The sequence below is a fragment of the Pseudomonas sp. LS1212 genome (assembly GCF_024741815.1).
Lineage (GTDB): Bacteria > Pseudomonadota > Gammaproteobacteria > Pseudomonadales > Pseudomonadaceae > Aquipseudomonas.
Map to the genome: position 1 here is coordinate 5,266,251 of NZ_CP102951.1, position 24,526 is coordinate 5,290,776.

At 62.1% G+C, this 24,526-nt stretch carries 18 protein-coding genes and 2 pseudogenes; 2 read left to right on the top strand and 18 right to left on the bottom strand.

The window, feature by feature from the left end:
- Nucleotides 1-20: 20 nt before the first annotated feature.
- From NVV94_RS24680 to NVV94_RS24720, 9 genes and pseudogenes are all read right to left on the bottom strand, one after another.
- Nucleotides 21-728, bottom strand: coding sequence for a DUF2780 domain-containing protein (locus NVV94_RS24680; protein WP_258444899.1), 708 nt, complete (start codon nt 726-728; stop codon nt 21-23).
- Nucleotides 729-983: 255 nt separating this feature from the next.
- Nucleotides 984-2,183, bottom strand: a complete 1,200-nt coding sequence (gene fdhA, locus NVV94_RS24685) for a formaldehyde dehydrogenase, glutathione-independent (RefSeq protein ID WP_258444900.1) — start codon at nt 2,181-2,183, stop codon at nt 984-986.
- 223 nt (nt 2,184-2,406) lie between these two features.
- Entirely contained in the window at nt 2,407-3,264 is an 858-nt protein-coding gene (gene purU, locus NVV94_RS24690; protein WP_258444901.1) for a formyltetrahydrofolate deformylase, read from the bottom strand.
- Nucleotides 3,265-3,293: 29 nt separating this feature from the next.
- Complete coding sequence (locus NVV94_RS24695) at nt 3,294-3,926, bottom strand: sarcosine oxidase subunit gamma (protein WP_258444902.1); 633 nt, start codon at nt 3,924-3,926, stop codon at nt 3,294-3,296.
- A 145-nt stretch (nt 3,927-4,071) separates the two neighbouring features.
- The gene (locus tag NVV94_RS24700) at nt 4,072-7,089 is read right to left on the bottom strand and encodes a sarcosine oxidase subunit alpha (RefSeq protein WP_258442907.1); all 3,018 of its coding nucleotides are present in this window, start codon (nt 7,087-7,089) and stop codon (nt 4,072-4,074) included.
- Nucleotides 7,086-7,415, bottom strand: a complete 330-nt coding sequence (locus NVV94_RS24705) for a sarcosine oxidase subunit delta (RefSeq protein WP_258442909.1) — start codon at nt 7,413-7,415, stop codon at nt 7,086-7,088. Before NVV94_RS24705 ends, NVV94_RS24700 begins: the two co-directional genes overlap by 4 nt.
- A 14-nt stretch (nt 7,416-7,429) precedes the next feature.
- Nucleotides 7,430-8,679: pseudogene (locus NVV94_RS24710) on the bottom strand (sarcosine oxidase subunit beta family protein).
- A 21-nt stretch (nt 8,680-8,700) separates the two neighbouring features.
- Nucleotides 8,701-9,954, bottom strand: a complete 1,254-nt coding sequence (glyA, locus tag NVV94_RS24715) for a serine hydroxymethyltransferase (protein ID WP_258444903.1) — start codon at nt 9,952-9,954, stop codon at nt 8,701-8,703.
- Nucleotides 9,955-10,158: 204 nt separating this feature from the next.
- Nucleotides 10,159-10,890 carry a conjugal transfer protein TraX gene (locus tag NVV94_RS24720; RefSeq protein ID WP_258444904.1) on the bottom strand — a complete coding sequence of 244 codons (732 nt, stop codon included), beginning with the start codon at nt 10,888-10,890 and terminating at the stop codon, nt 10,159-10,161.
- A gap of 88 nt (nt 10,891-10,978) precedes the next feature.
- Between NVV94_RS24720 and NVV94_RS24725 the strand changes: the two genes are divergently transcribed.
- Nucleotides 10,979-12,019 carry a low specificity L-threonine aldolase gene (locus tag NVV94_RS24725; protein ID WP_258444905.1) on the top strand — a complete coding sequence of 347 codons (1,041 nt, stop codon included), beginning with the start codon at nt 10,979-10,981 and terminating at the stop codon, nt 12,017-12,019.
- Nucleotides 12,020-12,133: 114 nt separating this feature from the next.
- Here NVV94_RS24725 and NVV94_RS27035 read toward each other — a convergent pair whose 3' ends face one another.
- The 5 genes and pseudogenes from NVV94_RS27035 to gbcB form a co-directional block, all read right to left on the bottom strand.
- Entirely contained in the window at nt 12,134-12,871 is a 738-nt protein-coding gene (locus tag NVV94_RS27035; RefSeq protein WP_408733527.1) for a methyl-accepting chemotaxis protein, read from the bottom strand.
- A gap of 171 nt (nt 12,872-13,042) precedes the next feature.
- Nucleotides 13,043-14,071: pseudogene (locus tag NVV94_RS27040) on the bottom strand (cache domain-containing protein); the annotation flags it as partial.
- 168 nt (nt 14,072-14,239) lie between these two features.
- Entirely contained in the window at nt 14,240-14,539 is a 300-nt protein-coding gene (locus NVV94_RS24735) for a cell division protein ZapA (RefSeq protein ID WP_258444907.1), read from the bottom strand.
- A complete protein-coding gene (locus tag NVV94_RS24740) occupies nt 14,536-14,766 on the bottom strand; it encodes a hypothetical protein (RefSeq protein ID WP_258444908.1) in 231 nt (76 codons plus the stop codon). Before NVV94_RS24740 ends, NVV94_RS24735 begins: the two co-directional genes overlap by 4 nt.
- A gap of 239 nt (nt 14,767-15,005) precedes the next feature.
- Nucleotides 15,006-16,103, bottom strand: coding sequence for a glycine-betaine demethylase subunit GbcB (gene gbcB / locus NVV94_RS24745; RefSeq protein WP_408733436.1), 1,098 nt, complete (start codon nt 16,101-16,103; stop codon nt 15,006-15,008).
- Nucleotides 16,104-16,395: 292 nt separating this feature from the next.
- On the opposite strand from gbcB, the gene gbcA reads away from it, so the two are divergent.
- Complete coding sequence (gbcA, locus tag NVV94_RS24750) at nt 16,396-17,688, top strand: glycine-betaine demethylase subunit GbcA (protein WP_258444910.1); 1,293 nt, start codon at nt 16,396-16,398, stop codon at nt 17,686-17,688.
- A 633-nt stretch (nt 17,689-18,321) separates the two neighbouring features.
- Here the strand turns inward: gbcA and NVV94_RS24755 are convergent.
- The 4 genes from NVV94_RS24755 to dgcA all read right to left on the bottom strand — a co-directional run bounded on the left by NVV94_RS24755 (nt 18,322) and on the right by dgcA (nt 24,512).
- A complete protein-coding gene (locus NVV94_RS24755; protein WP_258444911.1) occupies nt 18,322-19,092 on the bottom strand; it encodes an electron transfer flavoprotein subunit beta in 771 nt (256 codons plus the stop codon).
- Between the two features lie 30 nt (nt 19,093-19,122).
- Nucleotides 19,123-20,343 carry an electron transfer flavoprotein subunit alpha/FixB family protein gene (locus NVV94_RS24760; RefSeq protein ID WP_258444912.1) on the bottom strand — a complete coding sequence of 407 codons (1,221 nt, stop codon included), beginning with the start codon at nt 20,341-20,343 and terminating at the stop codon, nt 19,123-19,125.
- The gene (dgcB, locus tag NVV94_RS24765; RefSeq protein WP_258444913.1) at nt 20,343-22,304 is read right to left on the bottom strand and encodes a dimethylglycine demethylation protein DgcB; all 1,962 of its coding nucleotides are present in this window, start codon (nt 22,302-22,304) and stop codon (nt 20,343-20,345) included. Before dgcB ends, NVV94_RS24760 begins: the two co-directional genes overlap by 1 nt.
- 147 nt (nt 22,305-22,451) lie before the next feature.
- Entirely contained in the window at nt 22,452-24,512 is a 2,061-nt protein-coding gene (gene dgcA / locus NVV94_RS24770) for a dimethylglycine demethylation protein DgcA (RefSeq protein WP_258444914.1), read from the bottom strand.
- Nucleotides 24,513-24,526 lie beyond the last annotated feature (14 nt).

The following is a 24,526-nucleotide window of genomic DNA, read 5'->3' on the forward strand; positions in this document are numbered from 1 at the left end:
CGACGCCTTGCGCGCCGAACTCAAGGGTTGCCGGTAGTCGTCCCCAGGCCCCAGGCGCTGCCCAGGCTCTGCAGCAGCGTGCCGGCGACGCCCTGTTGCCCCAGGAATTGCAGGAGCACGGGGGCGAACATGCCGATCATGCCCGTGTCCATGCCCAGGGCGGTGAACGCGTTGTTCAGGTCGTTGGTGTCTTTCACATTGCCCAAGGCATTATCCAGCGCCGTCTGGTTGCCGCTGCTATTGCCCAACAGCCCGCCCAGGCCTGTCTGCTCGCCACCGCTATTACCCAACAGCCCGCCCAGGCCTGCCTGCTCGCCACCGCTATTACCCAACAGCCCGCCCAGGCCTGTCTGCTCGCCACCGCTATTACCCAACAGTCCGCCCAAACCGCTCAAGCCGCCCAGTGCACTGACACCGGCGAGCAAATCCAGGCCCGGCACAGACTGGCTCAGTTGCGAATAGTCCGTGGGGCTCAGACGGTTCTTTGCCAGGCCCAGCAACGCACCGGTACCCCCAATGGCCTGCTCGGGCGTGATATTGAGTTGAGTGCCCAGGGTATTGAGCAGATTGCCCGCCTCCGGAGCCGCAGCCACGGTCGTATCACTGCTCTGGTTGCCACCCTGCATGGCGGAAACCGCATTGGCGGCGTCACTCAAGTTGAAGGCAAACACCGGGCTCGCGGCCAGGGTCATCAGCGTCGCCAGTGCAAAACCGCGGGAAATCTTCATTCAAACGACCTCTTGAGCCATAAAGCCACCCGAGCGTGCGGGCGGAAAGCAGCAGTTTGACTGAAATGCCGGCAGTTTGTTCCCCCACGCTGACTGTGAGGGCCTCAAGGAGGAGTGAACGCATACGTGTACTGTAATGGGGAGCCGGTTAATCAGATTGATCCTACCGGGGCTCTGACACTGAAGGGCGTTTGCGATTTTGTTAAAAGCCCCACTGCCAATAAGACAGCGGGGCTCAGCCAAAACTCGACTCCGTCAAGCCGCACTAAACAACTTATGCGGATCAATCACAAACTTCTTCGGCACGCCAGCATCAAACTCGCCATACCCTTCCGGCGCCTGATCCAGGCTGATCACCTGCACGCCCACCACTTCAGCAATATTGATCCGATCCCACATGATCGCCTGCATCAGCTGGCGGTTGTACTTCATCACTGGCGTCTGGCCGGTATGGAAGCTGTGGGACTTGGCCCAACCCAGGCCAAAGCGAATGCTCAGGCTACCCATTTTCGCGGCAGCATCGACTGCGCCCGGGTCTTCGGTCACGTAGAGGCCAGGGATACCGATCTTGCCGGCAACCCGCACCACGCCCATCAACGAGTTGAGCACGGTGGCCGGTGCTTCTTCCTTGACGCCGGCATGGCCATGGCCACGGGCTTCGAAGCCTACGGCATCGACGGCGCAATCCACTTCCGGTTCGCCCAGCAGCGCGGCGATCTGTTCGTGCAGCGGGGTGTCCTGGGACAGGTCGGCGATTTCGAAGCCCTGGGCCTTGGCGTGGGCCAGGCGCACCGGGTTGACGTCACCGACGATGACCACAGCAGCACCGAGCAGGCGCGCCGAGGCGGCAGCGGCCAGGCCGACCGGGCCGGCACCGGCGATGTAGACCGAGCTGCCGGGGCCGACGCCGGCGGTGACGGCGCCGTGGTAGCCGGTGGGGAGGATGTCGGAGAGGCAGGTCAGGTCGCGGATTTTCTCCATGGCCTTGTCGCGGTCCGGCAGTTTCAGCAGGTTGAAGTCGGCGTACGGCACCAGCACGTATTCGGCCTGGCCGCCGGTCCAGTCGCCCATGTCCACGTAACCGTAGGCACCGCCGGGACGCGCGGGGTTTACCGTCAGGCAGACGCCGGTGTGTTGCTCCTTGCACGAACGGCAACGGCCGCAGGCAACGTTGAACGGCACCGACACCAGGTCGCCGATTTTCAGGTTCTCGACATCGCTGCCCTTCTCGATCACTTCACCGGTGATCTCGTGGCCCAGTACCAGGCCGACCTGGGCGGTGGTACGGCCGCGGACCATGTGTTGGTCAGAGCCGCAGATATTGGTGGAAACCACGCGCAGGATGACACCGTGCTCGATTTTCCTGCCACGCGGGTCCTGCATTTTGGGGTAGTCGATTTTCTGGACTTCGACCTTGCCGGAGCCGAGATACACCACACCACGATTACCAGACATGCTTTCACCTCGCTGTTTGTTGTTATGTAGCGGTGCAAAGTGCGCTGCCTTGTGGGCAGCGCCTTGTTACTGGAATTCAATGAGTCAGCCCCGGCGCTATCCCTGTAGCCGCTGCCAGAGGCTGCGCTCGACCGCAGAGCGGTCGCAAAAATGTGAGACCGCAGGGAGGCCCTTCGGACCTCAGCGCAGCCTGGCGGCAGCGGCTACAGGTACGCATACCACCTCAAAGGACTACGGTACGGTTAGCGTTGAGGAACACCCGGCGCTCGATGTGGTAACCCACTGCGCGTGCCAGGGTCAGGCATTCGATGTCCCGGCCCTTGGCAATCAGGTCTTCGGGATAGTGACTGTGATCGACTGCCTCGACGCCCTGGGCAATGATCGGCCCCTCGTCGAGATCGTTGTTGATGTAGTGCGCGGTGGCGCCGACCAGTTTCACGCCCTTGTTGTACGCCTGGTGATAGGGTTTGGCGCCCTTGAAACCGGGCAGCAGGGAGTGGTGGATATTGATCGCCCAGCCATCGAGCTTGCGACACAGTTCCGGTGACAGCACTTGCATGTAGCGGGCAAGGATCACCAGCTCCGCGCCGGTCGTCTCGATCACCTCCAGCACCTTGCGCTCTTGCGCCGGCTTGTCATGGGGATCGAGCGGGAAATGGTAGTAAGGAATCTCGTGCCAGCGGGCCAGGGGTTCCAGGTCCGGGTGGTTGGAAATCACCGCGACCACGTCCATGGACAGTTGGCCGATGCGCTGACGATAAAGCAGGTCGTTCAGGCAGTGGTCGGCCTTGGAGACCATGATCACCACCTTCGGCCGGTACTTGGGCGCGGTCAGCTCGAACAGCATGCCGAAGGCATCGCTACGCTCGGTCAGGCCGGCCCGGAACGAGCTTTCGTCGAAACCATCGGGCTGGCGAAACTCGACCCGGATGAAGAAGCGTCCGGACAGCCGGTCATCGAACGAGTGGTGTTCGGTGACGTAGCAGCCTTTCTCGTACAGGTAGCGCGTTACCACGTCCACCGTACCGAGCAGGCTCGGGCAATCGGCATTCAGAATCCATGTATCCGGGGCGCGGCTCATAATTGAAGCTCCAGTTCGCCAGTCGAAGGTTAAGCCTGAATGCTCAACCCGTATTCAGCCGCTGCATCCTGCAGCCACAGCCACCAGTAGTCGGAGAAGCTGCGACGAATCAACAGCTCCCAGGTTTCATCGCCGGTACGGCGAATCACCAGTTGCGACTTGGCGAACACCGTGCCGATCGCCTTGCCCACCGGGAAGTTGTTCGGGTGCACGTCGTAGCTGGTCGATTTCATCAGTACTTCGCGGACTTTCGGCCCGCTGAGTTCCAGCAGGGTCTGGCCGCCGCTGACGTTGATCACGGCGATGTGCTGGCCGGCCAGCGCTTTGCGCAGCTTGTTCTCCACGGCCACTTCCTGGCCGCCGGGGACGATCAGCAGCCACTCGTCCGGGCCCATCCATTGCAACGACATTTCATCGTTGGCAACCACGGTCAGGGCTACGGGCAGTTCCAGGCCCAGTGCCTTGAACACGCCGCCGGCGAAGGCCTGGTCGTGGCCGTTGCCGCGCAGGGTCAGGTGGCCGAGCAGTTTTTTCTCGCGCAGGGTGACACCTGCGTTCTTGCGGCCCTTGCCGACCAGGCTGGCCAGGTCGGCATGCGCCAGTGGCGATTCGGCCTTGGCCCCGTTGGTGGGGCGTTGTTGGTAGACGTTGACTGTGGTCATTGGACACCTGTCTCTGAATTCTGTGAGCTGTCGTGTTGCCAATGCGGGCCTCTTCGCTGGCAAGCCAGCTCCCACAGGTGGCAAGTCAGACTCCCTCTGTGGGAGCTGGCTTGCCAGCGATGGGGGCACCGCAGGCCTCCTGTCGTTACACGTTCTGTTGTTCGCCTTTAGGGTCGAAGAACACCGAGGAGCAAATCTCGGCCTCGATCACGCTGCCATCGGCCAGCGGTGCGAACACACGTTCACCCATGCGCTTGAGACCACCCTTGACCACACCGAGCGCAAACGAATAACCCAACGTGGAGCTCATGTAGCTGGACGTCACATGACCGACCATGCTCATCGGGATCGCTTGGCGAGTGTCGAACACCAGCTGCGCGCCTTCAGGCAGTAACTTGGTCGGGTCGACCGGCTTGAGGCCGACCAGCTGCTTGCGGTTCTCGCGCACGCAGTCTTCGCGATTCATGCCGCGCCAGCCGATCCAGGAGAACGGTTTGGTGCGACCGACACACCAGCCCATGTTCAGGTCGTCCGGGGTCATCGAACTGTCGGTGTCCTGACCGACGATGATGAAGCCCTTCTCGGCCCGCAGTACGTGCATGGTTTCGGTGCCGTACGGGGTCAGGTTGTACTTCTTGCCCGCCTCGGCGATCTTTTCCAGCACACCCATGGCGTAGTCGGCCTGGACGTTCACTTCATAGGACAGCTCACCGGTAAAGGAGATGCGGAACACCCGCGCCGGTACGCCACCGACCTGACCTTCTTTCCAGGTCATGAACGGGAAAGCGTCCTTGTCCAGGTTGATATCGGTCACTTCACTGAGCAGCTTGCGGCTGTTGGGCCCGGACAGGGTCAGGGTCGCCCAGTGGTCGGTGACAGAGGTGAGGTACACCTTCAGGTCTGGCCATTCGGTCTGCTGATAGATTTCCAGCCACTGCAGTACGCGGGCGGCGCCACCGGTGGTGGTGGTCATGACGAAGTGGTTCTCGCCGATGCAGGCGGTCACGCCGTCGTCGAAGACCATGCCGTCTTCCTTGCACATCAGGCCGTAGCGGGCCTTGCCCACATCGAGCTTGGTCCAGGCGTTGGTGTAGATGCGGTTGAGGAACTCGCGCGCATCCGGGCCCTGGATATCGATCTTGCCCAGGGTCGACGCATCGAGCAGGCCCACGCTTTCACGCACGGCCTTGCATTCACGGGCCACGGCGGCGTGCAGGTCTTCACCGCTGCGAGGGAAGTACCAAGGGCGCTTCCACTGGCCGACATCCTCGAATTCGGCACCGTTCTTGACATGCCAGGCATGCAGCGCGGTGAAGCGCACCGGTTCGAACAGGTGACCGCAATGACGCCCGGCGACCGCGCCGAAGGTCACGGGCGTGTAGTTGGGGCGGAACATGGTGGTGCCCATCTCGGTGATCGAGATGCCACGCGACTTGGCAGCGATCGCCAGGCCGTTGATGTTGCCGAGCTTGCCCTGGTCGGTACCGAAACCCAGTGCGGTGTAGCGCTTGACGTGCTCGACCGACTCGAAGCCTTCGCGGGTTGCCAGTTCGATAGCGGCCGCGGTGACGTCGTTCTGCAAGTCGACGAACTGCTTCGGCGCCCGTGCAGTGGATTTGTCGTGGGGCACCTGGAACAGCGCGATCGTCGGCTCTTCCTGGCGCGACAGCGCCTTGGGCATTACCCCTTCGACGGCCTTGAAACCGGCTTCGGTGGCTGCGCGAGCGCCGCCTTCGAAACCATCGGCCAACGCATCAGCCAAGGCATACACACCGTTCACGCCGCCCACGCAAACGCGCTTCTGCGGGGCATCGCCCGGCACGAAGGCGAGGATATCTTCACGCCAGATCGGCTTGCCGCCCAGGTGCGAAGCCAGGTGCACTACCGGGCTGTAACCACCGGAGGTGGCAACCAGGTCGCAATCGAGCCATTCGCCCGGGCTGGTGACCTTGTGCGCCTTGACGTCGATCGCGGCCACCCGCGCCGAGGTCACGTGCTTGCTGCCACGGGTTTCGATCACGGCACTGGAGGTCAGGATGCGAATGCCCTTGGCCCGCGCTTCTTCGACCAGCGAACCGCGTGGGTTGTGCCGCGCATCGGCGACCGCCACGACTTTCAGGCCGGCATCGAGCCAGTCCAGGGCGACCCGGTAGGCGTAATCGTTGTTGGTCGACAGCACCAGCTTCTTGCCCGGTGCCACGCCGTAACGACGGACGTAGGTGGAGACCGCACCGGCGAGCATGTTGCCCGGCACATCGTTGTTGCCATAGACCAGCGGACGTTCGTGGGCACCGGTGGCCAGCACCACGCGCTTGGCGCGGATACGGTGCATGCGCTGACGCACCTGGCCGATCGGCGCGCGGTCACCGAGGTGATCGGTCAAGCGCTCGTGAATGGTCAGGAAGTTATGGTCGTGGTAGCCGTTGACCGTGGCACGCGGCAGCAGGGTCACTTCCGGCATGCTTTTGAGTTCGGCGATGACGGTGGCGACCCATTCGGCTGCTGCCTTGCCATCGAGGTTCTCGCGGCTGTCGAGCAGGCTGCCGCCGAATTCTTCCTGTTCATCGGCCAGGATCACCCGTGCACCGGTGCGTGCAGCGGCCAGGGCCGCAGCAAGACCGGCAGGGCCGGCACCGACCACCAGCACGTCACAGTGCTGGTTCAGGTAGTCGTAGGTGTCCGGATCGTTCTCGAGCGGCGAACGGCCGAGGCCTGCTGCCTTGCGGATGTACTTCTCGTAAGTCATCCAGAACGATTGCGGGTACATGAAGGTTTTGTAGTAGAAGCCCGGCGGCATCAGCTTGCCGCCGACCTTGCCGAGAATCCCCATCACGTCGGTGTTCACGCTCGGCCAGCCGTTGGTGCTGGTGGCAACCAGGCCGCCGTACAGCGCTTGCTGGGTTGCCCGCACGTTCGGGATCTGGGTGGCTTCGGTGGCACCGATCTGCAGGACGGCATTCGGCTCTTCGGCACCGGCGGCGTAGATGCCACGCGGACGCGAGTACTTGAAGCTGCGCCCGACGATATCCACACCGTTGGCCAGCAACGCGGCGGCCAGGGTGTCACCGGCATAGCCCTGATAGCTCTGGCCGTTGAAGCTGAAGCTCAGCACTTTACTGCGGTCGATACGACCGCCGTTGGACAGGCGATTGACCTGGCTCATACCTTTTCTCCCTGACCACTGACAGCCAACTGCGGGCTTGTGCTTTTGCCAGTCACTTGCGGCTTGGCGCCGATCACGTAGGTTTCCAGAATTTCGTAGGTCACGGTGTCACGCGTGGCGTTGAAGTACTGACGGCAACCGGCGGCGTGAATCCACAGCTCGTGGTGCAGCCCGCGCGGGTTGTCGCGGAAGAACATGTAGGTGCCCCACTCTTCATCGGTGCAGGCGTTCGGGTCCAGCGGCCGCGGGATGTGCGCCTGGCCCGAGGAGTGAAACTCTTCTTCGGAGCGCAGTTCGCCGCAATGGGGACAGAAGATGTGCAACATAGGGATTTCTCCTGTTAGTGGGCGACAGCGGCAGCGCCGTGTTCGTCGATCAATGCACCGTTGTAGAAACGGTCGATGGAAAAGGGTTCGGCCAGCGGGTGCATCTCGCCCTTGGCCAGGCTCGCGGCGAAGACGTTGCCCGAACCGGGGTGGCCTTGAAGCCGCCGGTGCCCCAACCGCAGTTGAAGAACATGTTCTTGACCGGGGTTTTCGAAATGATCGGGCAGGCGTCCGGCGTGGTGTCGACGATGCCGCCCCACTGACGGTTCATGCGTACGCGCGACAGGATCGGGAACATCTCGACGATCGCTTGCAGGGTGTGCTCGATCACCGGGTACGAACCGCGTTGGCCGTAGCCGACCCAGCCGTCGATACCAGCGCCGATGACCAGGTCGCCCTTGTCCGACTGGCTGATATAGCCATGCACGGCGTTGGACATGATCACGCTGTCGATGACCGGTTTGATCGGCTCCGACACCAGCGCCTGCAGTGGGTGCGATTCGATCGGCAGGCGGAAACCGGCCAGCTTGGCCATGTGCCCGGAGTTACCGGCGGTGACCACACCGACGCGCTTGGCGCCGATGAAGCCCTTGTTGGTTTCGACGCCGATGACGGTGCCGTTTTCCTTGCGGAAACCGATGACTTCGGTCTGCTGGATCAGGTCCACACCCAAGGCATCGGCGGCGCGGGCATAGCCCCAGGCCACGGCGTCGTGACGGGCTACGCCGCCGCGACGTTGCACGGTGGCGCCGATGATCGGGTAGCGGGTGTTCTTCGAGCAATCGAGGTACGGAATCTCTTCGGCGACCTGTTTGGCGTCGAGCAGCTCGCCGTCTATGCCATTGAGGCGGTTGGCGCTGACCCGACGCTCCGAGTCACGGATGTCCTGCAGCGTGTGGCAGAGGTTGTAGACCCCGCGCTGGGAAAACATCACGTTGTAGTTGATGTCCTGGGACAGACCTTCCCAGAGCTTCATCGCATGCTCGTAGAGCTGCGCCGACTCGTCCCACAGGTAGTTGGAACGCACGATGGTGGTGTTTCGCGCGGTGTTACCGCCACCCAGCCAGCCTTTCTCGACCACGGCCACGTTGGTGATGCCGTGCTCCTTGGCCAGGTAGTAGGCGGTCGCCAGACCATGCCCGCCACCGCCGACGATGACCACGTCATAGACTTTCTTCGGTGTCGGCGTGCGCCACATGCGCTGCCAGTTTTCGTGGTGGCTCAGAGAGTGTTTGAACAGGCCGAAGCCAGAGTAGCGTTGCATAGTCATTACTCCTGAAGCCGATCAGCGGTAAACCGGGAAGTCTGCACAGAGTGCGGCGACATTTTTCGCCACATCGGCCTCGACATCGGCATCGCCAAGGTTGTCGAGGATGTCGCAGATCCAACCGGCCAGCTCCGTGCACTGGGCTACGTTGAAGCCGCGGCTGGTCACCGCCGGGGTGCCGATGCGCAGGCCCGAGGTCACGAACGGCGACTGCGGGTCGTTCGGTACGGCATTCTTGTTCACGGTGATATGGGCACGACCCAGCGCGGCGTCAGCCTCTTTGCCGGTCAGGCCCTGACGGATCAGGCTGACCAGGAACAGATGGTTGTCAGTACCACCGGACACTACATCGTAGCCACGATCGATAAACACGCCAGCCATGGCCTGGGCGTTGTCGATCACTTGCTGCTGATAGGCCTTGAAGCTCGGCTCCAGCGCTTCCTTGAAGCACACGGCCTTGGCCGCGATCACGTGCATCAGCGGGCCGCCCTGGCCACCGGGGAATACAGCGGCGTTGAGTTTCTTTTCCAGCGCTTCGTTGGCCCGCGCCAGGATCAAGCCGCCACGCGGACCGCGCAGGGTCTTGTGGGTCGTAGTGGTCACGACGTCAGCGTAAGGCACTGGGTTGGGGTACAGACCTGCTGCGACCAGCCCGGCAACGTGGGCCATGTCGACGAAGAGGTAGGCGCCAACCTTGTCGGCAATCTCGCGGAAACGCGGGAAATCCAGGGTTTTCGAATAAGCCGAGAACCCGGCGATGATCATTTTCGGCTTGTGCTCGACCGCCAGGCGCTCGACTTCGTCGTAGTCGATCAGGCCGGTCTCGGTGTTGATGCCGTACTGCACCGCGTTGTAAAGCTTGCCGGAGAAGCTGACCTTGGCGCCGTGGGTCAGGTGACCGCCGTGAGCCAGGCTCATGCCCAGCACGGTATCGCCAGCCTGCAGCAGGGCCAGATAGACCGCGGCGTTGGCCTGGCTGCCGGAGTGCGGCTGGACGTTGGCGTAATCGGCACCGAACAGTTGCCTGGCACGCTCGATCGCCAGCTGCTCGACCTTGTCCACATGCTCGCAGCCACCGTAGTAACGCTTGCCGGGATAGCCCTCGGCATACTTGTTGGTCAGGCCGCTGCCCTGGGCCTCCATCACACGCTTGCTGGTGTAGTTCTCCGAGGCGATCAGTTCGATGTGATCTTCCTGGCGTTGCTCTTCGGCATTCATCGCCGCCAGCAGTGCATCGTCATAACCCTGGAGTTGGTCTTGCTTGCTGAACATCGCGGTTCTCCCAGCAGCGGCGTGGCGCCTGTCATATAGGTGAGCGGTCTGCCGTACAGGCAACGCCCTTTGATGCCGATGGTATGGCCGGCGCAGACAGGCCAAATGCCTATGGACGCCACGCAAAGGTGCGTTTACGACATACCCTGGTGCATTGGGATATTTGCGTGCGGGTAATGCCCGGCAAAAATCACCGCAAAGGCCCTAAATTAGCCTGCGCAGCCCCATCAGCAGTAAAAAGTGCAACGGGTAAATCGCGTAGGCCCAGCGACGCATGGGCGGTACGCCGACCGCCGGTGACGTTTTCAGAAGCGACAGGCCCAGCCAGGGCCCGAGCACGCAGGCAGCAATCCCGGCATAGGCCACCGGATCGCCATGCCGGGCCGATGCCAACAGCACGGGCCACACGTTACCGGCCAGGCACAACAGGCCAGGGAGGATGGCCCAATACCCCGGCCGGGACAGGGCAAGCAATGACGCCAACGGCATCAGCACCCCGGGCAGGCCAAACATCAGCTGCCGATGCAGCAGGATGGCCAGTACCAACGCCCCCATTCCAGTCCACAAGGCCTGACGGGTTTGCGCCTGCCAGGCTCTGGCCAGCAATAAGCCGAGGGCCAGCGTGGGCAATACATTCAGTGAGTCGGGTTGCGGCTGGAACAGCCTGTAAGGAATTTCCGAAAGCGCAGCGAACAACAGTAACCAGCCCAGGTAGCGCCAGTGCCGGCTATCGTCAGCCTGACGCCGTGCCAGATTGACGGCGATCGCCAGGCAGAACCAGGGAAACGCCAGGCGCCCCGGCACATAGAGCCATGGCTGCGGCCAGCCGGCATAACGCAGGTGGTCGAGCACCATGAACAGCATCGCCAACCACTTGAGCAGGTCCAGCGCCTGGTCGCGCGTGCGGGTTGTCAGGGCAGTAGCGGCTGAGTGCATACTTTCACCTTAGGTGGTGATTCTTCCTACAGACCAGGGAATTTTTCTTGGTTACAGTGCGCATCATAATCGATCACAGGACCCGGTCATGACAGAACAAAGCCAACAGTTCGCCAGCGACAACTATTCCGGAATCTGCCCTGAAGCCTGGGCGGCCATGGCCAGCGCCAATCAGGGCCACGAACGCGCCTATGGCGATGACCAGTGGACCGCGCGCGCCGCCGACTATTTCCGCAAGCTGTTCGAAACCGACTGTGAAGTATTCTTCGCCTTCAACGGCACCGCCGCCAACTCCCTGGCGCTGTCGTCGCTGTGCCAGAGTTACCACAGCGTCATCTGCTCGGAAACAGCGCACGTCGAAACCGACGAATGCGGCGCGCCGGAGTTCTTTTCCAACGGCTCGAAGTTGCTCACTGCCCGCACCGAAAGCGGCAAGCTGACGCCAGCATCGATCCGCGAAGTGGCGCTCAAGCGCCAGGATATCCACTACCCGAAACCGCGCGTGGTCACCCTGACCCAGGCCACCGAGGTCGGCAGCGTCTACCGCCCGGACGAACTCAAAGCCATCAGCGCGACCTGCAAGGAGCTGGGCCTGAACCTGCACATGGACGGCGCCCGCTTCGCCAACGCCTGCGCGTTCCTCGGCTGCTCGCCTGCCGAGTTGACCTGGAAGTCCGGGATCGATGTGCTGTGCTTCGGCGGCACCAAGAATGGCATGGCCGTGGGCGACGCGATTCTGTTCTTCAACCGCGACCTGGCGGTGGATTTCGACTACCGCTGCAAACAGGCCGGCCAACTGGCCTCGAAGATGCGCTTCCTCTCCGCGCCTTGGGTCGGGCTGCTGGAGGACAAGGCCTGGCTCAAGCACGCCGGCCATGCCAACCATTGCGCGCAATTGCTCAGCCAACTGGTCAAGGGCATCCCCGGCGTGGAGCTGATGTTCCCGGTGGAAGCCAACGGCGTGTTCCTGCAGATGTCGGAACCGGCGCTCGAAGCGCTGCGAAACAAGGGCTGGCGTTTTTACACCTTTATCGGCAGTGGTGGTGCGCGGTTCATGTGCTCGTGGGATACCGAAGAGGATCGGGTGCGGGAGTTGGCGGCGGATATTCGTGAGGTGATGGGGAGCTGACTGGACTCATCGCTGGCAAGCCAGCTCCCACAGGGGACCACAGTCAGACCACAACTCTGTGGGCGACGATTATCTCTGTGGGAGCTGGCTTGCCAGCGATGAAAGCACCACGGTTTAGAGCTTGAACCCCCCCATCTGCCGCGCCAGATCATCAGCCAACCCGCGCAACGTCTGACAATCATCCCGGCACCCCAACACCTCCCCCGCTGTCGCCCGCGCCAGGTCGGAAATACCCTGCACGTTACGGTTGATCTCTTCGGTCACCGCCGACTGCTCCTCCGTCGCGGTCGCCACTTGGCGGTTCATGTCACTGATGTGCTCGACCTGCCCGGTAATCGCCGTCAGCGAGACACCGGTGCGCTGGCTCGATTCAACACCCGTACCGGTCGCTGATTGCCCGGCCTGCATGGACTGCACGGCATTTTCCGCACCGTGCTTGAGGCGTTGAATCATCTGCTGGATCTCGTCGGTGGAAACCTGGGTGCGCCGCGCCAGGGTCCGCACCTCATCGGCGACTACCGCAAAGCCACGGCCCATTTCGCCCGCCCGCGCCGCCTCAATGGCCGCGTTCAGCGCCAGCAGGTTGGTCTGTTCGGAAATACTGCGAATCACCGCCAGCACCTGGTCGATCGAGGCAACCTCGTGGGCCAGCTCGCCCACCGCACCCGCCGCGACGCCGATTTCGGACGACATGCTCTCGATCTGCACGATGGAGCGTTGCACCACCTCGCGCGCTTGCATGGCCTCGTCCCGTGCGGTTTGCGAGGCCAACGCGGCATTGCCGGCATTCTGCGCGATGTCCTGGACCGTCAGGCCCATTTCGTGCACAGCGGTGGCGACCATATCGGTCATTTCCTGCTGCCTGCCGGCACGATCGGCGGTGTTGTCCACCACTTGTGCCACTTGGCCCACCGCCGCGCGCAGCCGCTCGCTGGTGGTCAGTACTTCACCGATCAGCTCACGCTGGCTCTGCAGGAACTGATTGAAGCCGCGCGCCAGGTCACCCAATTCATCGGCCCGTGAGTCATCGAGCCGGTGGCTCAGGTCCCCGCCCCCACTGCCGATTGCCACCAGCGCCCCCGTTACCTGGCGGATAGGTCGCACCAGCCCACGCGCCAACACGACCACCAGCAACAGGCAAACCAACGCCACGGCGCCAGCAATCAGGCTAGTCAGCCACATTGCCTGGCGCGCCTGGGCATAGATCTGCGCTTGAGGTACCTCCGCTACCAGCGTCCAGTCCAGGTCTCGCAGCGGCAGGCTGAACGCCAGAAAGGCCTCGCCATCACGCTGGAACTGGCTGCTGGCCAACCCGCCTTTATGCGCCAATACGGCTTGCGAAGCCGCTTCACCCATTTGCTCGGCCAGCTTGCGCTTGCCACTGAACCTGGCCTCAGGGTGCACCTGGATCAGGCCATCGGAACGCGCCAGGAACACCTTGCCGCGCTCGCCGAAGCTGAAGTTCTGAATCAGCTCCGACAGCTCGCGCATGCTCAGGCCCAGCCCGGCTACACCCACGGGCTTTCCCGCCTGCTCCATGCGCAGGTCGATAAACAACGTCAGCTCGCCGCTGCTGGCATCAGTGTCGATGTTCAAGGTGCGCGGTTGGCCGCTGTCGAGAAACTGATAGAACCAGGCATCCGCCGGATTGCTCCGGCTCAAGGTCCGGTCCAGACCTTTTTCGTTGTAATAGTGGCCGGTCTGGGCACCGGCGATCAGTGCAGTGAAAGCCTTGTGTTCGCTTCGCAGCGCTTCCAGATATGTCACGAATTGGGGCAACTGAGCGCTGCTTTCACCTTCGGCCAGCCATTGCCGCACCATGCTGTTGCTGGCGATGTCGGTCGCTGCCGTTACCGGCTTGACCAGAATCCGCTCGATGTCGTTGCGCATCGCCTCGATGCTGGCGGGCAAGGCAGTGTCCAGCAGATAGCGCTGGGTGAGACGGTTGACCACCGCGGTATAAATGCCGACCACGATCAGAATGCTGACCAGCAGGGCTGTGCCCATGCTCAAGATCAACTGCCATTGAATACTGCGTCGCCAGAACTGCATGGAGAACCCCGCGAGATTGATGGCGGATGGCCATAATAGCCGTGCCAATTGTATACAAGGCTATCGGCGATTGTTCGACAATCTAAAGCGCAGAGGCGTAGAAAGTCCGCCCACTGATCGGTAGACAATCAGTGGGCGAAATAAAAAGGGGGAATGCTGCAGCCGCTATCAGCTCTTGCCGATGGTCCGCGAGATCACATCAACCGTGGCGTTGACCTGCTCTTGGTAACGGTCGAGTTCTTCTTGATGGTGTTGCTTCATTTCGATCTGCTGCGAACACAGGTTCAAGGCAGCCAGCACCAGCAGCTTGTCGCCGATCAGCGTCGGGTATTTGCGCTTGGTATCGGCCAGGGTGGCATTGAGCATCCGGGTCGCGTTGAGCAAGGTCTGTTCTTCGCCAGCCGGGGCCTTGATCGAGTAATCGCTGCCCAGGATCGAGATGACGTTGATCGCCTCTCGACTACTCATGCGCTCACTGCACCGGCGCTGGCGCGCTCAACCAGGGCCTGGATACGGGCGGCGGTGGCACCCTGCTTTTCTTCCTGTTCCATCAGGGACAGTTGCAGGCTTTCGTTCTCGTCCTTGGCCTGGGTCAATTCGGCGATCAGTTGAGCGTTGGTGACGGTCAGGGCCTGGTTCTGTTGTACCAGATCACCGACAAGTTGTTCCAATTGGCTGAGGGATGTTTCCAACATGATGATTTCTCGAGGGATTTTCGAAGGGCGCACACGATAAAGAAAAGTCACCTGGCAAGCCAGGGTTATCCCGTGCATGAGGTTCAGATTGACCCTTCGACAGGCCTTGGGTTCCGCCCCTTCGTCACATCACGAAATCTCGGTTGCGCCAATCGCGGGCAAGCCCGCTCCCACAGGGTAAGTGCCACCACGGATCTCTGTGGGAGCTGGCTTGCCAGCGATGAAGGCGACCCGGTCTATCAGTACTCGATGCGCACATCCCCTTTCGGCACGCTGCAGCACGACAGGATGTACCCCTCAGCCTCATCTTCTTCGGTAATCCCGCCGTTGTGCTCCATCTCCACTTCGCCACCCAGCTTCAGCACCTTGCAGGTCCCGCAAATGCCCATGCCGCAGGCCTTGGGGATCATCAGGCCAAGCTTGGACGCCGCCGCATGCACGGTCTCGCCAGGGGCAACCCGGATGCTCTTGCCGGCGGCAGTGAACTCGACCTGGTGCAGATCGGCGGCATCGACTTGCGGCGCGTCGGCGGCCTGGTCGGCGTGCTCGATGGCGTCGGCCTTGGCCTCGGCCGGCGTCGCCCCGAACGACTCTTCGTGATAGCGGCGCATGTCAAAGCCAACGGCTTCGAGCAAACGCCTCACTGCGCTCATGTAAGGGGTCGGACCGCAGCAGAAGATCTCACGCTCCATGAAGTCCGGCGCGATCAGCTCCAGCAGTTTGTGGTTGAGGTAGCCACGGTAGCCCGCCCATGGATCACCCTGGCCGTACTTCTCGCAAATGATGTGCAGATTGAAGTTCTCGATCCGCGAGGTCATGTGCTCCAGTTCACGGCGATAGATGATGTCTTTCGGCGACCGGGCGCTGTGGACAAACACCATGTCGACATTGCCGTTGGTGTCGTAGAACCAGCGCGCCATGGACATCACCGGCGTAATGCCGACGCCGCCGCTGAGATAAAGCACTTTAGGCGCCGGGAAATCGATGGCGTTGAACAGCCCCACCGGGCCATGCACTGCCAGCTCGTGACCTTCCTGCAGGGTGTCGTGCAGCCAGTTGGAAACCTTGCCGCCCGGTACGCGCTTGATAGTCAGGGAGAAACTGTAGGGCACCGACGGCGAGCTGGAGATAGTGTAGGAACGCATCACCTGGACGCCGTCAATCTCCAGCTCCAGGGTCACGAACTGCCCGGGCTTGAAGAAGAACATGATCGGCTGGTCGGCCATAAAGCAGAAGGTGCGCACGTCCCAGGTTTCCTGGATCACCTTGACGCAACGGACAATGTGTCGGCCATTGGCCCATGTCTGGGTTGTTACCGGATTGAGGAAACTGTTCATGCTCATCTCCACGGCCGACTGTCGGCCTCATGATTGCGATTCTGCTCAAGGTGCCGTGGCCACACTTACCTATCTGCGACATTGACGTGCTTATCGCGACCAGCCGCCAGCGACAAGGGCTTGCGCGTCGGAAACGGATTCGATCATGTCGCCCACGGATAAGGCCAAACCTGCGCGCGAACGCACACTCCATCGCAAATGATCCTGCTGTTTCTTACTAGCCTTGCGTCGCACATAACAACGATTAGCCACCTTTCGCCGGCCACACTGAATGGCCCATGAGGATAAAACGATGGACGTCACCGCAACCCTGAGCCTGGGCGATCCACTGGAACCTGCACGCAAGGCTACCGCCGACATGCTGCAGACCCGCGAACGCACCTTCTCGCTGCCACAACCCTTCTACAGCGACGAGCGCCTGTTCGATATCGATATGCAGGAGATCTTCCAGAAGGAATGGCTGATCGCCGGCATGACCTGCGAGATCCCGACCAAGGGCAACTTCCTGACCCTGCAGATCGGCAAGAACCCGATCATCGTCATCCGTGGCGCCGAAGGCCAGGTGCATGCCTTCCACAACGTTTGCCGCCATCGTGGCTCACGCCTGTGCACCAGTGAGAAGGGCAAGGTCGCCAAGCTGGTCTGCCACTACCACCAGTGGACCTACGAACTGGACGGTCGCCTGCTGTTCGCCGGTACCGAAATGGGCGCCGACTTCGACATGAAGCAGTACGGCCTCAAGCCTGTGAACGTAAAGACCGCCGGCGGTTACATCTTCATCAGCCTGGCGGAAAACCCGCCGGCCATCGATGACTTCCTGTCGACGCTGAACCATTACATGGAACCCTACGACATGGAAAACACCAAGGTGGCGGTGCAAACCACCTTGATGGAGAAAGCCAACTGGAAGCTGGTGCTGGAAAACAACCGCGAGTGCTACCACTGCAACGCCTCGCACCCGGAACTGCTGAAAACCCTGCTCGAGTGGGACGACGTCACCGACCCGCGCGCCGACCAGGCCTTCAAGGATCACGTGGCAGCCTCGGCCGCTGCCTGGGAAGCCGAGAAGATCCCTTACGCCCACGCCAGCTTCGGCCTGCGTAACCGCATCGTGCGCATGCCGCTGCTCAAGGGCACCGTATCGATGACCATGGACGGCAAGCAGGGCTGCCAGAAGCTCATGGGCCGCATCAAGAACCCGGAACTGGGCTCGATGCGCATCCTGCACCTGCCGCACTCCTGGAACCACTGCATGGGCGACCACATCATCGTCTTCACCGTGTGGCCGATCAGCGCCCAGGAAACCATGGTCACCACCAAGTGGCTGGTGCACAAGGATGCGGTCGAAGGCGTCGACTACGACGTGGAGCGCATGCGCCAGGTCTGGGACGCCACCAACGACCAGGACCGTCGCCTGGCCGAAGAGAACCAGCGCGGCATCAACTCCACTGCCTATGAGCCTGGGCCGTACTCGAAGACCTATGAGTTTGGTGTGGTGAACTTCATCGACTGGTACAGCGAGCGGATGCTCAATAACCTAGGGGCGGCGCCTGCGCCTTATCTGAAGGGTGTTGCTGCGCAGTAACTGTACAAAGTTTGATCAAGGGGCGCGCAGGCCAACACCTGCGCGCCCTTTGTCGTTAAGCGAACAACTTATCCACAGAGCGACCCACAGCAATTGTGGGCAAGTACCTTTCCCGCTTTGTAGAAATTCATGAAATTCCGTGACTTATCAAAAACCCTCATTCTTGAATTTGCCTGATCAAATATTGACCACAATGCTGCATGCAGCGTAATACGTGGCCTGTAGTCGAAGGCGAACACCTTATCCACAGATGCGCCAACAGACTTTGGGGGCAACTCGAGGCATCGCTGCTCTCCCTTGTGGAAAACTGCTGAAAGCCTCGGAAAATCGTCTTTCGAGGGAAATATCCGACCTGGAAAAGTCCAATTGATCATTAATCGATCAATTGTGCCGACGCCTTGCAGGACGGGCGCTTCAGCCACACGCGAACAGATTATCCACAGAAGCGCCAACAAGGATTGTGGGCAAAGTGAGAGGACCGGTTTTTCTTATCCACACAGAAAAGCCAGTAAAAACCGCAAGTTAGCTTGATCAATTGTTGATCAATCCACTGCAAGGCACGGTTGACGTGCCTTGCAGCCAGCAGCAAACAACTTATCCACAGTCACGTCAACAGACATTGTGCGCAAGTTGCTAGCGGACCACGCCTTCTTCTATCAACAACTTCAGAATCGCCTCGGCGCCGGCCTGGGGGCTGACGTCCTTGAGCACCTGCCCACCGCCGCCGCTGGCCTTGGCGGTAGCCGCTTTCATGCGGTCGGCACCGCTCTTGGCCTTGATGACCTTGAGGCGCTTGGGCCGGGGCTTGGCCGGTTGCAGCTCGGCGCTTGTGAATAACTCGTCTTCGACGATTTCCACCTGCCGGGCAGCCAGCACGCCACGGCGAGCCGGGCCAAAGGCGCTCTGGCGCGGTTTTGGCGCGGCGTTATCCACAGTCGCCAGCAAGGGCAGGCGCACCTTCAAGCGCCGCCGCTGACCGCGTGGCAGGGCCTGGAGGACCTGGGCCACGCCGTTGCTGATGGACTCGACTTCGGCCAGGCCCACCACCAGCGGCCAGCCCAGTTGTTCTGCCAGCAAAAACGGCAGCATACCCGAGCCTTCGCCGGTTTCGGCCTGGCTGCCGGTCAACACCAGCTGGGCGCCGGCATCGCGCAAGTAGTCGCCGAGCACGCCCAGCGCATCGGCGCCGGCGGGTTGCTCGAGCACATGCAGCTGTTCCAGGCCCATGCCCAGGTAAGCGCGCAAAGCGGGCTCCTGCGAATCTCCGGCGTGCAGCACCTGCAAGTTATCCCCAGCCAGTTGCAGGCCCAGTTCGACCGCACGGGCATCCTGTTCGGCGCGCCGGGCCCGACCGGAAGTCGGGTGGGCGCCAATCGAAACCAGGCTGATGACCTTCGTGTTCATGATTCGACCCCCCAAGATTCTACTGCAGTGTTAAGCGGCATCGCGCTTGGCTTCGTTTCGGTAGGCTTCGACGGCATCAATCAGGGCCTGGAGGATCGCGGCGCTTTCGCCGATCACCGACAGGTCGGCCCGCTTGATCATGTCGCAACCCGGATCGAGGTTGATCGCCACCACCTTGTCGCAGGCGCCAATGCCCTGCAGGTGCTGGATCGCCCCGGAGATACCCACAGCCACATAAACCCTGGCCGTGACCCAGGTGCCACTGGCCCCGACCTGACGATCACGGGCCATGAAGCCATCGTCCACCGCCACCCGCGACGCGCCTTTGGTGGCACCGAGTGCGGCGGCGGTTTGATGGAACAATGCCCAATCCTTGACCCCATTGCCCCCCGAGAAGATGAACTCGGCTTCGGCCATGGGAATCGCCGCAGGGTCGACGGCCACTGCACCGAGGTCCTCGATGCGTGGCTGGCGCAGCAAGAGGGATGTGGATAACTCCACCGGCAAGACTTCGTGACGGGTGTCGCTGACCGGTTCGGCGCATTCCGCAGCAGCCAGGATCAAACGTGGCAGAGCACGGGCCAGGTCTTGCTGACCAGCACCGGCGCGGCCGATGCACTGACCGTCCTTGACCTGCCAGATTCGCGTGGCCGGCCGTTCGCCAAGGTTAGCGGCAAAGCGCCGACCCAATTCGCCACCACCGCTGCGGCTGTCTGGCAGCAGCCAGTGACGCGGGCTGAACTGGTTATCCACAGCCCGCAGGCCCTGGACTCGGTGCTCCGGTGCATAACCACTGAATTCGTCGTCTTGAAGCAGCAACAGCCGATCGACACCGGCAGTGGCGAAGGCGTTTTCCTTGTGCTCACCGAACACCACGGCCATGACCGCGCCATCCGTTCCGGCCAGGCTGTGGGCCAGGCCGAGCAGGTCACGGTCATGGCTGCTCAGGCGGCCACCGACCATGTCCGGCACAACGGCAATGTAGAAGGCCGGTTGCGGCACCTGATGCAGCGGCAACTGTACCTCGGCGGCAGCCGTGCGCTTGACCGCACCGCCCTGCTGGGCACCGCTGCGGTCGATGCGCTTGATCCCGTTGGGGCCGATGAAACCAACCGCATGGGGGTTCTTGCGAATGATACCGTTAGGGCCCATCCACGAGGTCTGGGCCGGTTGCATGGCCGCATGCAGCGGGTGCAGGCGGTTGCGGGCGATCCATTCGGCACGTGGATCGCGACGGATAATATCGCTCATCAGTGCACCTCCGCAGGCTTGCGCTTGTTGGGCGCCGGTTGACTGGCGATCACTTCCTCGACCAGCGCATCGGCCACCAGCTCGGCAATGTCCTTGATCAGCGGCCGTGGTTCGACCACCCCTTCAAGCATCGCCGTGCACTGTGGGCAACCCACGGCCACCAGCTCGGCCTGGGTCTCGCGAATGTCCTCCATGCGCATGTCGGGAATCCGCTGCTTGCCGGGAATATCGGTGATCGGCGCACCGCCGCCACCGCCACAGCAACGGGAACGGAAGCCCGAACGCTGCATCTCCCGAACCTCGATGCCGAGCGCGCTCAGCACATCGCGCGGCGCCTGGTATTCGCCGTTGTAGCGGCCCAGGTAGCACGGGTCGTGATAGGTCACGCTGCCGCCTTTATGCTGGCTCAGGTTCAATTGCTTCGAGGCAATGAGTTCGGCCATGTAGGTGCTGTGGTGCTGCACCAGGTAATTGCCGTCGAACGCGCCGTATTCGTTCTTGAGTACGTGGAAGCTGTGTGGATCGCAGGTGACGATGCGCTTGAAGCTGTACTTGCTCAGGGTCTGGATATTGCGCCGGGCCAGTAGCTGGAAGGTTGCCTCATCACCCAGGCGACGGGCCACGTCACCACTGTCGCGTTCTTCCAGGCCGAGCACGGCGAAGTCGACCTTGGCGGCTTTCAGCACTTTGACGAAGGCGCGCAGGGTGCGCTGGTTGCGCATGTCGAACGCACCATCGCCAACCCAGAACAGTACGTCGGTGGTTTTCTTGTCGCTGAGCAGGTTGAGGTTCAGGTCTGCCGCCCAGTTCATCCGCCCGCCCGGGGCAAAACCGCCCGGGTTGTCGGTGGCGATCAGGTTCTCCAGCACTTCGGCGCCCTTGTTCGGGGTCGCGCCTTTTTCCAGGGTCAGGTGCCGACGCATGTCGACGATGGCATCGACGTGCTCGATCATCATCGGGCACTCTTCCACGCAGGCGCGGCAGGTGGTGCACGACCACAGCGTTTCGGCATCGACCAGGCCGTTGACGATCGGCTGGTGCGGGTTGCCGCCGTGTTCACCAATTGGCTTGCCCCTGCCGTCAAGGGATGGGTACGGGCTGCCAGCGAAGTTTGCATCGGTGCCGCCGGCCAGGCCGACGACCATGTCCTGAATCAGTTTTTTCGGGTTCAGCGGCTGGCCTGCGGCGAAGGCCGGGCAGGCTGCTTCGCACTTGCCGCATTGCACGCAGGCGTCGAAGCCGAGCAATTGGTTCCAGGTGAAATCCTTGGGCTTTTCCACACCCAGCGGCGCCTGGGGGTCTTCCAGGTCCAGCGGCTTCAGGCCGGTCGAACGGCCACCACCAAAGCGCTCGGCACGGCGGTGCCAGGCCAGGTGCAGGGCACCGGCGAAGGCGTGCTTCATCGGCCCGCCCCAGGTCATCCCGAAAAACAGCTCCGAAACGCCCCACAGCACGCCAAGCCCAAGCAGGGCGGCCAATACCCAGCCGCCAAAATCGGCTGGCAGGATCCCGGCCACTGGCAGGGTCACCAGGAAAAAACTGACCGAAAAAGCCATCAGGCTCTTGGGCAGGCGCATCCACGGGCCTTTCGACAAGCGCGCGGGCGGGTTGCGCCGACGGGCATAAACAAACAGCGCGCCAACGAACATCAACACCGAGGCGAACAGCAAGGCATAGCCGAGGATGCGGTTATGCAGGCCAAAACCATGCACCAGAATCGCCAGCACTGCCGCCAGTACAAAGCCGCCGGCGGTAGCCACGTGGGTGTTGGCCATGTATTTGTCCCGCGCCACCACGTGGTGCAGGTCGACCATATAGCGGCGCGGCATCGCCAACAGCCCGCCGATCAGGTCGACCTTGGCCGCACGGCCCTGTCGCCACATCGAGACGCGCCGCAACGCGCCCAGGACAGCCAGGCCCAGGGCGGCGAACAGCAGGATTGGAAGAAGGGTGTTCAACATGTGAGGCTCCCAAAAGACTCATCAAGTCTTGCAAGGGTCAGGCTGTGGGAGCTGGCTTGCCAGCGATGCAGGCAACGCGGGATGTCAGGCAAATCGCGTCGTATTCATCGCTGGCAAGCCAGCTCCCACAAGGGGCGCTTCTGTGCTTTAGAAGTCTTTGCACAACCGCAGCGCGTCATAGATCGCCGCATGGGTGTTGCGCTGGGCTACGCAGTCGCCGATCCGGAACAGCAGGTAGCCGTCGCCAGGCTGGCTCAGCGAGGGTTGCGGCTTGATCGCGAACAATGCCTCGATATCGATCTGGCCCTTGTTGCGCGAACCTTCCTTGAGCGCGTAGTAGATCTCTTCATCCGGCCGCACGCCGTTCTCCACCACCACCTGATCGACTACCCGCTCCTCTTTGGCGCCGGTGTATTCGTTCTCCAGTACGGCGATCAGCTTGTCACCCTCGCGGTAGACCTTTTCCAGCATCATGTCGCCGGTCATGATCACTTCTTTGGGGTACATGCTGCGGTAGTAGGTGGGGAACGACGTACCGCCGATGGCCACGCCCGGCTTGATGTCGTCGGTGACGATCTCGACCTGGCTGCCCTTGTCGGCCAGGAAGTCGGCAACCGACATCCCGGTGAACTCGCAAATGGTGTCGTAGACCAGCACGTTCTTGCCCGGCGCAATCTTGCCGTCGAGCACGTCCCAGCTGCTGACCACCAGCCCTTCGGCGGCGCCCCAATGCTCGTTCTGCTCCAGGAACGGATGCCCGCCCACGGCCAGCACCACCACGTCCGGACGCAGATCCAGGATGGTCGCGGCATCGGCCGCGGTGCCCAGGCGCAGGTCAACTTTCAACCGAGCCAGTTCCAGCTGGAACCAGCGAGTGATACCGGCGATCTGGTCCCGCTGCGGGGCTTTCGAGGCGGTGGTGATCTGCCCGCCAATCGCGTCTTTCTTCTCGAACAGGGTCACGTCGTGGCCACGTTCGGCAGCCACGCGAGCGGCCTCCATCCCGGCCGGGCCGGCACCGACCACCACCACCTTGCGTTTCGGCCCGGTGGATTTTTCGATGATATGCGGCACGCCCATGTATTCACGGGAGGTCGCGGCGTTCTGGATGCACAGCACATCCAGGCCCTGGTACTGGCGGTCGATGCAGTAGTTGGCACCGACGCACTGCCTGATCTGGTCGACCTGGCCCATCTTGATCTTGGCGATCAGGTGCGGGTCGGCGATGTGCGCGCGGGTCATGCCGACCATGTCGACGTAACCGCCCTCGAGAATCCGCGTGGCCTGGTTCGGGTCCTTGATGTTCTGCGCGTGCAGCACGGGAACCTTGACCACTTCCTTGATGCCGGCCGCCAGGTGCAGGAACGGCTCCGGTGGATAACTCATGTTCGGGATCACGTTGGCCAGGGTGTTGTGGGTATCACAACCCGAGCCGACCACGCCGAGGAAGTCGATCATGCCGGTGGCGTCGTAGTACTTGGCGATTTCCTTCATGTCCTCGTGGCTCAAGCCATCGGGGTGGAATTCGTCGCCACAGATACGCAGGCCCACGCAGAAATCCGGGCCGACTTCCTTGCGCACGGCCTTGATCACTTCCAGGCCGAAGCGCATGCGGTTTTCAAAGCTGCCGCCCCACTCGTCGGTACGCTTGTTGACCCGCGGGCTCCAGAACTGGTCGATCATGTGCTGGTGCACGGCAGACAGTTCGACGCCATCCAGGCCACCGGCCTTGGCCCGCGCCGCGGCGCTGGCATAGTTGCCGATCACCCGCCAGATTTCCTCCGGCTCGATAGTCTTGCAGGTCGCACGGTGCACCGGCTCGCGGATGCCGGACGGCGACATCAGGGTCGGCCAGTGGTCGCCATCCCAACGCGAGCGCCGGCCCATGTGGGTAATCTGGATCATGATCTTGGCGCCATGCTTGTGCATGGCGTCGGCCAGGTTCTGGAAGTGCGGAATGATGCGATCGTCGGCCAGGTTGACCGACTTCCACCAGCCTTGCGGGCTGTCGATGGCCACGCTCGACGAACCGCCGCAAATCGCCAGGCCGATCCCGCCCTTGGCTTTCTCTTCGTAGTACTTCACATACCGATCGGTGGTCATCCCGCCGTCGGTGGCATAGACCTCGGCGTGCGCGGTGCTGAGCACACGGTTGCGGATAGTCAGTTTGCCGATCTGAATCGGTTGGAACATTGCTTCGAAAGCCATGGCGGGATCCTCGA